A 13383-nucleotide genomic window follows, 5' to 3' on the forward strand; every position below is an offset into this window, starting at 1 on the left:
CCCGCCGCACCGTCTATCTGGCGCTGTGGGTGCCCAACGGTCTGGTCGTCGGCTGTGAGTCCCTGTACGTGTCCTATGCGCCCGACCGCGCGGGGCTCCTCTTCGCCGCCGGTGCGGCGGGCATGCTGACCGGGGACATCCTGATCGGCCGGTTCGTGCCCCGCCGCTGGCGCTCGCGTCTGACGGTCCCGCTGTTGCTGCTGCTCGCCGTGCCGCACCTGTTCTTCTTCCTCGGCCCGGCGCTGCCGGTGGCCGTCGTAGCCGTCACGCTGGCGACGGTCGGCTACGCGGCGAGCCTGATCTCCCAGGAGCGCCTCATGGCCCTGACGCCGGACGAGCTGAGCGGGCACGCGCTCGGGCTGCACTCCGCCGGCATGCTCACGATGCAGGGGGTGTGCGCGCTCCTGGCGGGGGCCGTCGCCGAGCGGACGTCACCGGCGACGGGCATCACGGTGCTGGCGGCGGCCTCGGTCGCGGTGACCCTGATGCTGGCGCGGGGGCTGCGGCGGGCGGAGGAGCCGGTGCCGGAGGCGGTGGTTGTCGCCCGTACGCGTGCAGCTGACGCCGTACCGCCGTCCCCGGGCGATCCGGTGGGTACGGATCCGGCATGAAGTACTTGGTGCGCGACAAGATCTTCGCCATCGGCGACGACTACTGGATCGAGGACGAGCAGGGCCGCCAGGCCTTCCTCGTGGACGGAAAGGCGTTGCGGCTGCGCGACACCCTTGAGCTGAAGGACCCTCAGGGGCGCGTTCTGGTCACGCTCCGTCAGAAGCTGCTCAGCCTGCGGGACGCGATGACGATCGAGCGGGACGGCGAGCCGCTCGCCACCATCCGTAAGAAGAGGCTGTCGCTGCTCCGTAACCACTACCGCGTCGCCCTGGCCGACGGCAGCGAACTGGACGTCAGCGGGCGGATCCTGGACCACGAGTTCGCGATCGAGTACGACGGCGAGCTGCTGGCGCACGTCTCGCGCCGGTGGTTCCGGGTGCGCGAGACGTACGCCGTGGACGTGATCAGGGACGACGCTGACACGTCGCTGCTGATCGCGGTCACGGTGTGTGTGATCCGGATGGCGGAGAAGGAGCGCGACGACGGCTGAGGACGCGCGTCGTGGCCCGTCAGCGGCGGGGCGCGGTCACACCCAGCAGACGGTCCTTCAGGACCGGGAACTGCTCGCGCGTCGTCGCGACCTTCGCCGGGTCGAACTCGACGCTCAGGACCTCCTCGCCCGTCCCCGCCTCGGCCAGCACCTCGCCCCAGGGGTCGACCACGATGCTGTGGCCGGACTGCTCCACCCCGGCGTGCGTGCCGGCCGTGGAACAGGCGAGCACGTACGCCTGGTTCTCCACCGCGCGCGCCTGCGCCAGCAGCGTCCAGTGCGCGCGGCGGCGGGCCGGCCAGCCCGCCGGGACCACGAAGACCTGCGCGCCCTCGTCGAGCAGCCCGCGGAACAGCTCGGGGAAGCGCAGGTCGTAGCAGGTGGCGAGGCCGAGCACGGCGTCCGGCAGGGCGACGGTGACCAGTTGGTCGCCCGCGCCCATCAGCGTCGCCTCGCCCTTGTCGAAGCCGAAGCGGTGGATCTTGCGGTACGAGCGCGCGAGGGCGCCGTCGGGCGAGATGACGAGCGCGGTGTTGTAGAGGTCGGGGGCGCCGTCCAGGACGGCCTCGGGGGCGCGTTCCACGAGGGATCCGGCGTGCAGCCAGACGCCCGCGTCGCGGGCCGCGTCCGACATGGCCCGGAACGTCGGACCGTCCAGCGTCTCGGCCTCGGCGGCGAACGATTCGTACGCGAAAGCGCCCACCGGCCAGAGCTCCGGCAGAACCACGAGGTCGGCGCCGCGCTGCTGCCTCACCAAGGAGGCCGCGCGCTCCCTACGGGAATTGACCGATTCGTCCGGGTCTACTGCGATCTGGATGAGGGAGGCGCGCACACTACCACCGTCCTGGCATTCGAGCCTTCTACACGGGCCTACGATCGTCACACGAAAGCACTGCCGGGGTGCCAACGGGCAGCGTAACTTAGGCTCTCGAACCTCCCACGCAGCACGCAGCCCGCCGCCCGCATCCAGCAGCCCAGCCCGCTAACCGCAGAACCGTCGAGGGGTCCCGTGACCGTCCATCCCAGCCTTCAAACCTACGCCGATGCCTGGTCCCACTCCATCGAAGCCATAGCCGAGCTGGTACAGCCACTCGTCGAGGGTGAGTGGAACCGGCGCACGCCGTGCCCCGGCTGGTCGGTGCGGGACATCGTCTCGCACGTCATCGGGCTGGAGACCGAGATGCTCGGGGATCCACGGCCCATCCACACGCTGCCCCGCGACCTGTTCCACGTGCAGAGCGAGATCTCCCGCTACATGGAGATGCAGGTGGACGTACGGCGCCACCACACCGCTCCGGAGATGACCTCCGAGCTGGAGTACACGATCATCCGCCGCAACCGTCAGCTGCGGAACGAGAACCGCCAGCCGTCCACCATGGTCCGCGCCCCGCTCGGCACCGAGCAGACGCTCGAACAGGCCATGCGGAACCGCGCGTTCGACATCTGGGTGCACGAGCAGGATCTGCGGACGACGCTGAGCAAGCCCGGCAGTCTGGACTCGCCCGGCGCGCTCGTCACCCGCGACGTACTCCTCGAAGCCCTCCCGAAGGTCGTCGCGAAGGACGCGGGCGCGCCGCCGAACACGGCGATCGTGCTCGACGTGCACGGCCCCGTCGAGTTCCTCCGGACGGTCCGGGTCGACGCGGACGGCCGCGGCACGATCGACGGCTCGCCCTCGCTCGGCCCCGCCGTGACGCTGACGATGGACTGGGAGACGTACTTCCGGCTGGCGTGCGGGCGGGTACGCGCCGCCGCGGTGCCGGACCGGATCAAGACGGACGGCGACGGGCAGCTGGCGGCGGCGATCCTGCGGGAGTTCGCGGTCACGCCGTAGCGGCTCCCGCCGCCCCGTGGCTCACGCGGGTACGTGCACGGCCTCCACCCGGCTCGCCACCAGCCGCTCCCGCTCGCGCCGCGCCGTGCGCGCCCGCAGCCGCAGGATCTGTGTGATCCCGAGCGCTTCGAGGACGAAGACGGACGAGAACGCGACGCGGTAGTTGCCGCCGGTCGCGTCGAGCAGCACGCCGACCGCGAACAGTGTCGTCATCGAGGCCATGAAACCGCCCATGTTGACGATGCCGGAGGCGGTGCCCTGACGGGCCGGCGGGTTCGCGGGGCGGGCGAAGTCGAAGCCGATCATCGACGCGGGTCCGCAGGCGCCGAGGACGACGCAGAGCGTGATCAGCAGCCACATCGGCGCGTGGGGGCCCGGGTAGGCGAGGGTCGACGCCCACACGAGCGCGGTCACACCGACCGTACCGAGGGCGAGCGGGGCCCTGGCGGCGTGGTGGCGGGCGATGATCTGCCCGTAGACGAGGCCGATCACCATGTTGACGAGGACGATCAGCGTCAGCAGATCACCCGCCGTGGCCCGGGACTGCCCCTGCGCCTCGACGAGGAACGGCAGGCCCCACAGCAACAGGAAGACCATGGCGGGGAACTGGGTGGTGAAGTGCACCCAGAGCCCCAGCCGGGTGCCAGGCTCCCGCCACGACTCGGCGATCTGCTTCCGTACATAGGTCGCGCCGGCGTGCTCGGCGGGCGGCGGCTCGTGGCCCTCGGGGTGGTCCTTGAGGAAGAACAGCATCAGTACGAGGACGACGACACCGGCCATGGAGCTGCCGACGAAGGTCGTCGTCCAGCCGAGGTCGCTCAGCAGCCGGGCGATGACGAGGGTGGAGACCAGATTGCCCGCCATCCCGAAGAGCCCGGTGAACTGGGCGATCAACGGGCCCTGGCGGGCCGGGAACCAGTGGGCGCCGAGGCGCAGTACGGCGATGAAGGTCATCGCGTCGCCGCAGCCGAGGAGCGCGCGGGCGGCGAGGGCCATGCCGTAGGTGGGGGCGAGGGCGAAGCCGAGCTGGCCGAGGGTGAAGAGCGTCACGCCGAGGGTGAGGACCCGGCGGGTGCCGAGCCGGTCGACCATGAGGCCGACGGGTATCTGCATCCCGGCGTAGACGAGGAGTTGGAGGATCGAGAAGGTGGAGAGGGCGGAGGCGTTGACGTCGAAGCGGTCGGCGGCGTCGAGTCCGGCGACGCCGAGGCTGGTACGGAAGATGACGGCGACGAAGTAGACGGCGACGCCGATGCTCCACACGGCGACGGCGCGCCGGCCGCCGGGCGGATCACCGGGCAGGCCGGGGGCCGGGCGTCGCCCGGATCCTCCTCCGGCCGAGGCACCCTCCCGCCCGGAATCTCCTCCCGCCGACGCGCCGTCGCGCCCGGATCCTCCTCCGGCCGACGCGCCGTCGCGCCCGGAACTTCCTCCCGACGAGGGCGCGCTCACCGGCCCTCACCCCGGATGAGCACCTTGACGCGGCCGACGTGGGCGCGCACGCACCGCGCGGCGGCGTCGGCGTCGCCGGCCCGGATGGCTTCGAGCAGTTCACTGTGCTCGGTGATGCTGGTCCGCACCCGCTCGGGATGCGCCTCCATGACGGCGACGCCCATCCGCAACTGCCGGTCCCTGAGCTGGTCGTAGAGCTTGGACAGGATCTCGTTGCCCGCGTTGCGCACGATCTCGGCGTGGAAGCACCGGTCGGCGACGGCCACGGCGGCCAGGTCACCCTCGTCGGCGAGGCGGCGCTGCTCCTCGACCAGTTCCTCCAGGCGCGCGATGAACGCCGCGGACGCGGGGACGGCCTTGCGGGCGGTGAACTCCTCCACCAGCAGGCGCGTTTCCACGACGTCGGCGATCTCCTGCGCGGAGACGGCGAGGACGAGCGCGCCCTTCTTGGGATAGAGCTTGATCAGCCCCTCGACCTCCAGCTTGAGCAGCGCCTCACGTACGGGCGTACGGGACACCCCGACGGCCTCGGCGAGTTCGCCCTCCGTAAGGAGGGTGCCGCCCTCGTAGTGCCGGTCGAGCACGCCCTGCTTGATGTGGCTGTAGACACGGTCGGCGGCGGGTGGCTGTCTCACGGGAACGACGGGTGCGGCAGGCATGCGCACAGCTTAGATACAACAGGGATGCGACGGGGATTCCGTCCACATCGCGAACACATCGCGAAACGTCGAAGTTTCTCGGGCGTGTCGTACATCCATTTCGCTCTTTCAAACGTCTTTCTGTGGACTCCCTGTTTACCAACGGGGTCCCAATTCACTTCAGACCAAGGCAATTGCGACATCGGAGTCTTCCTTTGATAAGCAGCTTCCCGGGCGTACGCCGAAACGCTCGCCGTTCCACGGTCGTAGCCCTCACCGCCGGCGCCCTGCTGACGGGCTCGGCCCTGGCCGCCCCGGCGGCCCTGGCGACCGAGACCGCGCCCGCCGCCCAGGCCGCCGCCGCGGTCCCGACCATCTCGGCCAAGGGCGCCTTCCTGCTGGACAGCGACACCGGCAAGGCGCGCTACACCAAGACGGGTGACACCCGCCGCCAGATGGCGAGCACCACCAAGATCATGACGGCCGCCGTCGTGCTCAACACCAAGGGCATCGACCTCAACCGCAAGGTCACCATCAAGCAGTCGTACCGCGACTACGTCGCCCGCGAGGGCGCGAGCACCGCGGACCTGCGCACCGGCGACAAGGTCACGATCCGCCAGCTCCTCTACGGCCTGATGCTCCCGTCCGGCTGCGACGCGGCGTACGCCCTCGCGGACGCGATCGGCACCGGCTCGACCGAGGCCGCGCGCACGAAGTCGTTCATCTCGAAGATGAACGCGAAGGCCACCGAACTTGGCCTGAAGAACACCAAGTTCGACTCCTTCGACGGCATCTCCCAGGCCGGCAACAACTACACGACCCCGCGTGACCTGGCGACCATCGCCCAGTACGCGCTGAAGAACTCCGCGCTCCGCACGGTGGTCAAGACGACGACCATCAAGACGTCGGCCACCAGCAGCACGGGCGCCACGCGCACGTACACCTGGCACAACACGAACCAGCTGCTCGGCTCGTACAGCGGCGCGTTCGGCGTCAAGACCGGCACGGGCACCGCCGCCGGCCCCTGCCTGATCTTCGCGGCCACCCGGAACGGCAAGACGCACATCGGCGTCATCCTGAACGGCACGGACCGCTACACCGACGCGGCGAAGCTGCTCGACCACTACTCGGGCGTTTCGACGGCGAAGACGATGAAGCTGCGCCAGCTCCCGGCGGGCGCTCAGCGCGACTGACCCCCCTGCGGGATGCGGTGAAGGGGCGCGGCCACCGGAGGGTGGCCGCGCCCTTGCGTTCGCGGACCGGGCGGCGGAGGCGACCCGGCCCGCCGCTGTAGCCTTCCCCGGTCAGGCAGAACGATCGCGGAACGCACGACATCGCGGAACGACGAGGAGCACGGGTGGCCGGTCAGCGGATCACAACCCGCAACGCCCGCTTCCAGCAGTGGCACGCGCTGCTCGCCAACCGCAACAAGCGCAAGCGCCAGAACGAGTTCCTCGTCCAGGGCGTACGCCCCATCACGATGGCCGTCGAGCACGGCTGGACCGTACGCGCCCTGCTGTACGACGCGAGCCGCCCGCTCTCGCGGTGGGCCGAGGAACTGCTGCGCGACATCCGTACGGACCGCGTCGCGATGGCCCCCGAACTCCTCGCCGAACTCGGCGAACGCGCCGACGGCGCGCCCGAGGTCCTGGCCGTGGTCGAGATGCGCCCGGACGACCTGAGCCGGATCACCGTCCACGACGCCTTCCTGGGCGTGCTGTTCGACCGCCCCACCCAGCCGGGCAACATCGGCAGCATCGTCCGCTCGGCGGACGCGTTCGGCGCGGACGGCCTGATCGTCACCGGCCACGCGGCGGACGTCTACGACCCGAAGGCCGTACGCGCCACGACGGGCTCGCTGTTCGCGCTCCCCGTCGTCCGCAGCCCCTCGCACCACGAGGTCGGCGAATGGCTGGCGGCGGAACGCGCGCGGGGCCGCCCCGTCGCGGTCGTCGGCACGGACGAGCACGGCGATGCCGACGCCGACGCGTTCGACCTGACCCGGCCCTCGCTGCTGCTGATCGGCAACGAGACGAGCGGACTGAGCGCGGGCTGGCGGGAGTTGTGCGACCACGTGGTGAGCATCCCGATGTCGGGCTCGGCCAGCTCCCTGAACGCGTCGAACGCGGCGACGGTGGTGCTCTACGAGGCGGCGCGCCAGCGCCGCCGGGCCGCGCGAGGATCCGCCAAGCGGGGCGCGCCGGCGGGCCCCCGGGAATAACCTCGTGGGATGACGACCGACGACGGCGCGGCAACGGCCCGACAGGCGGCCATCGGAGGCGCCTTCGTCCACGTGGGAGGCCGCGCCATCGCCGTGGTCTGCTGGGCCTCCACCCCGATCCTGCCGGCCCTGGCCGTCTTCGACGGTCTCCACTGGGCCTGGTCGCTGTTCTCGCCGCTCATGGCCCTGAGCGGTCTCGTCATCTGGTCCGACGCGGTCAAGACCAAGCGGGACACAGCACGGCTACGGAAGTCCGGCCGGCCGGCGGTGGCGAAGATCATCACCGCGAAACGCGTCAACCCCGGCGACGGCACGGCGGACGTCTCCGTACTGACCCTGCGCATAAGCGGCGCGGGCGTCCCACCCTTCGACGCGACCTACACCTGCTACCACGACGAACGCTACCGGGCCGGAGCCAGCTTCAAGGCGGTGGTGGACCCGTCGGACAACCTCTTCACGCTGAAGCCGCTGTGAGCCGCCGCGACGACCGGGCGGCGCTCAGGGCCCGCTCCGGGTGGTCCTGACCGGGCTCCCGGGCTTGTCCAGCCATGTCTCCTGGCGCCCCCGCGCCGTGACCGTCAGGCCGAAGCGGGTGAGGGGTGGGCGGCCGTGGGTGTCCCACCAGGTGCGGGCCGACGTGATCTCGTCCCAGAGGCGGCGGGTGCCCCATTGGCGGACCGCGTCCGGTGCGTCCCACGACTCGTAACGCACCGACGCCCAGGAGCCGTTGCCGTCCGACAGGGCGATGCGGTAGGTGGCCGCCGGGTTCGCGGTGTCCCAGGTGTGGACGTAGCGGGCGTCCGGGACGTGGAGGCCGATCGTGAACGCCACGTCCGCGTTCGACAGGGCCAGATCCGGGTCCATCGCGGACGGGCCGCGCTGATCGGGCTCCGTGGGTGGGAGGGTGACGGCGTGCGGGCGTTGGGCGCGCATCCACATGAAGCTGACGTTGGCCACGAAGCGGCCGTACGAGGGGGCGCCGGGCTCGCCCGTCACCAGGCGCAGCAGGCCCGCGTTGGCGTACGGGGTGCCCCACGGCGTCACGATCGTCGCGCCCGGGCGGGTCTGTTCGATCCAGGTGCGGGGGACGCGGCGGACAGCCGCCGTCGAGTGGATGCGGTCGTACGGCGCGGACTCGGGCCGGCCCGCCAGGCCGTCGCCGACCACCAGCCGCGCGGGTTCGAGCGCGGCGGACCGCAGGCGCAGCGCGGCCTGCTCTGAGACGCGGGGGTCGACCTCCACCGTGGTGACGGCCTCGCCACCGAGTCGGGCCGTCAGCAGGGCACTTGTCCAGCCCGTGCCCGTACCGATGTCGAGGACCCGCGCGCCGTCGGTGACATCCAGATGCCCGAGCATCGACGCCACCAGCGAGGGCTTGGAGGCGGACGACGTGGGGATGCCGGGGCCGCCATCGGCGCCGTCGTCCAGCTGCGTGACGACCACCCCGTCGGCGTCGACCAGCGCCCACCACGTCTCGGGTTCCCCGGCCCGGGTCACCAGCCGGTGGCCGGTCGGGGATGTCTCGTCCGGCGCCCATACGGCCTCCGGCACGAACACCGCACGCGGGGCGCGCTCGAACGCGCCCCGCCATCCGTCCGCCAGCGCACCGGACTTGGTCAGGCCGGAGAGCAACCTCGCGTAGCCGTCGCCGTCAGTCACTTCTTCGGCGGAACGGGCCTGGTCCACTGGCCGTCCGACTCCTTCGGCGTCTGCTTCTGATCCCCTTCCGTACCGCCCTTGCCGTCACCGTGCTCGCCCATGGGTGGCTCCCCTCGCTCCCGGACCGACTGCGGTCGGTCACCAAAGCAGGTATACCCGCTTCGCTCCGTAACCACAGGAGCGCACGGAAGCATCCGGACCGAACGGGGCGCACGGCTGTCAACGACCGGCGCGCGGAACCGTCACCGCCAGGGTCCCGGCCGGGCCGCCGACGCGGGTCCAGGTGCCGGTACGGGGGTCCCAACGCCGCACCGACGTACGGTCGTCGGTCAGGACGAACACCTCACGTCCGGCCACCCGGACCTCCGCCCCGGCCGGGCCGATGTCGTGCCACGCGTCCTTCGCGTAGTGGCGCAGCCGGGTCCCCGTCGGGTCGGTGGAGAAGAGCCCGGCGGCGCCCGCGAACAGGGCGCCCGCCGGTCCCGCGGCCCAGGTCCATCTCTCGTCCGCGTCAGGCGTCTCGGGAGCCAGCCAGCGGGTGACCATCGCGCGGTCGGGCGTGAGGCCGTAGAGATGCCGGTCCGTGAGCGCGAAGTCCGCGCCCGCCGTGCCCACGAACTCCCATTCGCCGGGGCGCCCGGCGTACTTGAAGATCCGGCCGTCCTTCGGGTTCGTCGCGAACAGGCCCGGCCCGCCGCCGTACAGCCTGCTCGCGGGACCGCCCACCCAGGTCCATGACGTACCCCGGCCGTCCCAGACATGGACCGAACCGCGGTCCGGCGCCAGGCGGTAGACACGCGTACCGCTGATCGCGAAGTCGGCGCCCGGCTCGCCGACTTGGTGCCAGCGGCCGGGGCTGCCGCCGTACGCGAACAGACCGTCGCCGCGCACACCGGTCGCGAACAGACCGGCGGGTCCGGCCCACAGGCGCTTCGCGGTGTCGCCGATCCGGGTCCAGTCGCCGGCACCGGGGCCGTCCCACTGGAGGACGCCGTCGCCGCCGGGGCCGATCGCGAAGACCCCGGTGCCGGTGAGCGGGGCGGCCCGTACGGGGGGTGAACCGTCCGGCGAGGCGCCGCCGGACGGCGGTTTGCCGCCGGCCGAGATGTTCTCGTCCCCGGACGGGAGCAGGGCGACCAGCAGCAGGAGGGCCACGACGGCGACCGCCGCCGTGACAGTCAAGCCGACCGCGAGGCGGTGGCGCCGGCGCCGCGGTGCTCTATCCGTAGGCGGACTTGGAACCGTGCCCGGAGCGCCGGGCTCGGGAGCCGGCTCGGGCGCCCCCGCCGCCGCGTCCACCACCGTGACGACCACCGCCGCGTCCACCGCCGCCGCGTGCAGCCTCCGCGCCGTCCGCGTACGGCTGACACGGGTCGCCTCGTCCGGCGTACGGTCCGCCACCAACCGCTCCAACAGGTCCAGCGGTACGAGCTTCTGGCCCGAGCGGTACTCCCCCCACATGGTCTTGCCGACGTGATACCGCTCCGCCAACTCCCGCAGCGTGACCCCGTCGGTCACCTCCAGCACGAACGACGCCAGCGCGTTCGCCTGTTCCGTACGGCCCCTCGGCGCGCCCTGCCGTCTGCCGGCTCTGCCCGCGCTTCCCGCCCCGTCCGTCGTGCCACCACCAGTCATCACGGCCCCCCTAGCCCAGTGAGATCCCAGCAGCTCGATTGTCCGCGGACAACTGATTGTCCGGACTTCCCCCGCGATTTCCGGTCGAATCATCCGGACAATCACCGGTCGCGCCAGCCTGGTGTCACGGGCCTCACCGCCCGCCTCCACCAGGAGACACGACGAGAGGAGACCGATGAGACTCGCGTTCGCCGGGGCACTCGCCCTGCTCGCCACCGCACTCGTCACCGTGCCGGCGAGCGCCGACGGCCCGGCGGAGGTCGCGGCCCCCGCGCAGACCGCACCCGCGCAGGCCGCCCCCGCCCAGTACCAGATCGGCACCTTCAACATGGCGGGCGGCAACGCCGAGCACGGCACCAAGGGGGACGAGGCGCCGGAAGCACTGGCGCGCAGTGTGCGCGACCGGATGCCCGCCGTCGTGGCGTTCCAGGAGGGCTGCGGCGACTGGACCTTCGCGCTGGGGAACAAGCTCGGGGCGCAGGGGTACGACGTGTTCATGAGCCCGGTCCTCCAGCGCGCCGGTGGTCCCGACGCCGAGTGCCGGCACCCGAATTCGTCCGGCTTCGGCAACGGGCTGATCACGCGTAAGGACATCGGCTTCGACCCGGACACCTACCGGGAACACGAGCTGACGAGGAACGCCGCGGTGGACCCGGCGCGCAAGGATCTCAAGGAACAGCGGGAGATGCTCTGCGTCAGCGCGCCCGCGCGGCAGTTGGTCGCCTGCTCGGTCCATCTGACCCACGACGACCGCACGTTGCGCATCGCGGAGGCGGCGGAGGCGCGGCGCGTCCTGGCCTTCGAGTACGCCGGGTACACGCAGCTCGTCGGCGGTGACCTGAACGACGATCCGCTGTCCGCCGTGGCCGACCAGTTCTACGACTCCGGTTACGGGTTCGGGGCGCGGGGCGGGCTGAAGGAGAGCGACAGCATCTGCGGCAACGAGATCACCCCTCTCTCGAACATCTACCGGGCGCCCTGCCGGCTGGGTGAACGCACCCACGGCTCCGGCAAGATCGACTATCTCTTCGTCTCCCCGCAGGTCCACGTCCGGTGGGCCGACGCCACTTCGGCGAACCACTCCGACCATGTGCCGCTGTGGGCCGAAGTGACCCTCTGACCATCAACCATCACCAGCACAACTCGCTTTCCAACAAGGAGGAACCATGCCGTTCAGCGACGACGAGATCACCGAGATCGCCTTCCGGGAGCAGCGGGAACGCGACCGCCAGCACCAGGAGATGATGGAGCGCCAGGAGGCCGAGCGGCAGGCGCGCTACGCCGAGGAGCAGGCCCGCAGGGCCGCCGAGCAGCCGCACTCCGGGCCCACCTGGTAGGTCCCGCGAGCGCCCTCCTGAAGAGGGCCGCACAGAGGGCCGCACAGACGGAAGGGTCGCAACCCACGGGGGTCGCGACCCTTTCCCGCGTCCGGGGCGCTCAGCCCCAGGTGATCAGCCGCTTCGGCTGTTCCAGGATCGCCGCGATGTCCGCGAGGACCTTGGAGCCCAGTTCGCCGTCGACCAGGCGGTGGTCGAACGACAGCGCCAGGGTGGTGACCTGGCGGGGCTTCACCTTGCCCTTGTGGACCCATGGCTGGAGCTTGATCGCGCCGACCGCCAGGATCGCGGACTCGCCCGGGTTGAGGATGGGCGTGCCCGTGTCGACGCCGAAGACGCCGACGTTGGTGATCGTCACCGTGCCGCCCTGCATGGCCGCCGGGGTCGTCTTGCCCTCGCGGGCCGTGGACACCAGTTCGCCCAGGGACTCGGCGAGTTGGGGCAGCGTCTTGTCGTGCGCGTCCTTGATGTTCGGGACGAGCAGACCGCGCGGGGTGGCCGCCGCGATGCCGAGGTTGACGTAGTGCTTGAGCACGATCTCCTGGGCGGCCTCGTCCCAGGTGGCGTTGACGTCGGGGTGCCGCTTGATGGCCACCAGCAGCGCCTTGGCGACGAGCAGCAGCGGGTTGACCCGTACACCCGCCATGTCCTTGTCGGACTTGAGCTCCTCCACCAGCCTCATCGTGCGCGTCACGTCGACCGTCACGAACTCCGTGACGTGCGGCGCCGTGAACGCGCTGCCCACCATCGCCGCCGCCGTGGCCTTCCGTACGCCCTTCACGGGGATACGGGTCTCCCGGCCGGCCACCGCGGGAGCTGCGGCCACCGGAGCCGGTACGGGCTCCGCGACCGGAACGGCCTGCGGCGAGGGCGCCGGCGCCGTCGCCGCGTGCACGTCCTCGCGCGTGATGATCCCGTCCGGACCCGTCGGCGTGATCGTCGCCAGGTCCACGCCCAGATCCTTGGCGAGCTTGCGCACCGGCGGCTTCGCCAGCGGGCGGGACAGCGCGGCGGGGGCCGGTACGCCGTTCATCTCCGCCTGGATCGCCGCGGTCGCCGCGCCCTGCTCGGGAACGGCCGCCGCCCCTCTGCGCGGACGCCGCTTCGTGGACGCCTCCGAGACGCCGTAGCCCACGAGCACCGGCTGGCGTCCCTTCGGCTCGGCGGCCTCGGCCTCGGGCTCGGGCTCCGTCGCCGGCGCCGCGGCGGCGGGCGCCTCCGACGGGGTGCCCGGCGCCACGTCCACGGTGATGATCGACGCGCCGACGTCTACGGTCGTGCCCTCGTCGAAGCGCAGCGCGTGCACCACCCCGTCGTAGGGGATGGGCAGTTCGACGGCCGCCTTCGCCGTCTCCACCTCGCACACGACCTGCCCGTCGACGACGGTGTCGCCCGGCTGTACGTACCACTTGAGGATCTCGGCCTCGGTGAGTCCCTCGCCCACGTCGGGCATCTTGAACTCTCGATAGCGAGCAGAAGTGTCAGCAGTCATGGTCACGGCACTC

At 71.5% G+C, this 13383-nt stretch carries 14 protein-coding genes; 8 read left to right on the forward strand and 6 right to left on the reverse strand.

The genetic code is table 11. The annotated features are described in order from the left end of the window. The coding region (locus BHU15_RS39340) for an MFS transporter (protein ID WP_497210036.1) at positions 1-611 on the forward strand (611 nt) is incomplete at its 5' end. Then, the gene (locus BHU15_RS21075) at positions 608-1102 is read left to right on the forward strand and encodes an LURP-one-related/scramblase family protein (protein ID WP_069628618.1); all 495 of its coding nucleotides are present in this window, start codon (positions 608-610) and stop codon (positions 1100-1102) included. The genes BHU15_RS39340 and BHU15_RS21075, both read left to right, overlap by 4 nt. 19 nt (positions 1103-1121) lie before the next feature. On the opposite strand, the gene BHU15_RS21080 is transcribed toward BHU15_RS21075, so the two are convergent. Further along, entirely contained in the window at positions 1122-1934 is an 813-nt protein-coding gene (locus BHU15_RS21080) for a carbon-nitrogen family hydrolase (protein ID WP_069628619.1), read from the reverse strand. A gap of 177 nt (positions 1935-2111) precedes the next feature. Between BHU15_RS21080 and BHU15_RS21085 the strand changes: the two genes are divergently transcribed. Further along, the gene (locus BHU15_RS21085) at positions 2112-2936 is read left to right on the forward strand and encodes a maleylpyruvate isomerase family mycothiol-dependent enzyme (protein WP_069628620.1); all 825 of its coding nucleotides are present in this window, start codon (positions 2112-2114) and stop codon (positions 2934-2936) included. 21 nt (positions 2937-2957) lie between these two features. Here BHU15_RS21085 and BHU15_RS21090 read toward each other — a convergent pair whose 3' ends face one another. Next, a complete protein-coding gene (locus tag BHU15_RS21090) occupies positions 2958-4238 on the reverse strand; it encodes an MFS transporter (RefSeq protein ID WP_069628655.1) in 1281 nt (426 codons plus the stop codon). Between the two features lie 146 nt (positions 4239-4384). Continuing rightward, positions 4385-5047 carry a GntR family transcriptional regulator gene (locus tag BHU15_RS21095; RefSeq protein ID WP_069628656.1) on the reverse strand — a complete coding sequence of 221 codons (663 nt, stop codon included), beginning with the start codon at positions 5045-5047 and terminating at the stop codon, positions 4385-4387. Between the two features lie 194 nt (positions 5048-5241). Here BHU15_RS21095 and BHU15_RS21100 point away from each other — a divergent pair, with 194 nt between their 5' ends. From BHU15_RS21100 to BHU15_RS21110, 3 genes are all read left to right on the forward strand, one after another. Further along, on the forward strand, positions 5242-6219 hold the full coding sequence (locus BHU15_RS21100; protein ID WP_069628621.1) for a D-alanyl-D-alanine carboxypeptidase family protein: 978 nt from the start codon (positions 5242-5244) through the stop codon (positions 6217-6219). Between the two features lie 164 nt (positions 6220-6383). Next, a complete protein-coding gene (locus BHU15_RS21105) occupies positions 6384-7247 on the forward strand; it encodes an RNA methyltransferase (RefSeq protein ID WP_069628622.1) in 864 nt (287 codons plus the stop codon). A 9-nt stretch (positions 7248-7256) separates the two neighbouring features. Next, on the forward strand, positions 7257-7721 hold the full coding sequence (locus tag BHU15_RS21110) for a hypothetical protein (RefSeq protein ID WP_069628623.1): 465 nt from the start codon (positions 7257-7259) through the stop codon (positions 7719-7721). A 24-nt stretch (positions 7722-7745) separates the two neighbouring features. Here BHU15_RS21110 and BHU15_RS21115 read toward each other — a convergent pair whose 3' ends face one another. Both BHU15_RS21115 and BHU15_RS21120 read right to left on the reverse strand, forming a co-directional pair. After that, entirely contained in the window at positions 7746-8933 is a 1188-nt protein-coding gene (locus tag BHU15_RS21115; protein ID WP_079128272.1) for a methyltransferase domain-containing protein, read from the reverse strand. A 192-nt stretch (positions 8934-9125) separates the two neighbouring features. Continuing rightward, positions 9126-10541, reverse strand: a complete 1416-nt coding sequence (locus BHU15_RS21120) for a hypothetical protein (RefSeq protein WP_141726848.1) — start codon at positions 10539-10541, stop codon at positions 9126-9128. A 175-nt stretch (positions 10542-10716) separates the two neighbouring features. Here BHU15_RS21120 and BHU15_RS21125 point away from each other — a divergent pair, with 175 nt between their 5' ends. Both BHU15_RS21125 and BHU15_RS40215 read left to right on the forward strand, forming a co-directional pair. Beyond that, positions 10717-11661, forward strand: coding sequence for an endonuclease/exonuclease/phosphatase family protein (locus BHU15_RS21125; protein ID WP_069628625.1), 945 nt, complete (start codon positions 10717-10719; stop codon positions 11659-11661). A 46-nt stretch (positions 11662-11707) separates the two neighbouring features. Continuing rightward, positions 11708-11878: a hypothetical protein gene (locus BHU15_RS40215; protein WP_167756095.1), complete on the forward strand. Its 171-nt coding sequence runs from the start codon at positions 11708-11710 to the stop codon at positions 11876-11878. A gap of 100 nt (positions 11879-11978) precedes the next feature. Here BHU15_RS40215 and BHU15_RS21130 read toward each other — a convergent pair whose 3' ends face one another. Continuing rightward, positions 11979-13370: a dihydrolipoamide acetyltransferase family protein gene (locus tag BHU15_RS21130; protein WP_107422890.1), complete on the reverse strand. Its 1392-nt coding sequence runs from the start codon at positions 13368-13370 to the stop codon at positions 11979-11981. Between the last annotated feature and the right edge of the window lie 13 nt (positions 13371-13383).

This window comes from Streptomyces niveus (assembly GCF_001723055.1).
GTDB classification, from domain to species: domain Bacteria; phylum Actinomycetota; class Actinomycetes; order Streptomycetales; family Streptomycetaceae; genus Streptomyces; species Streptomyces niveus.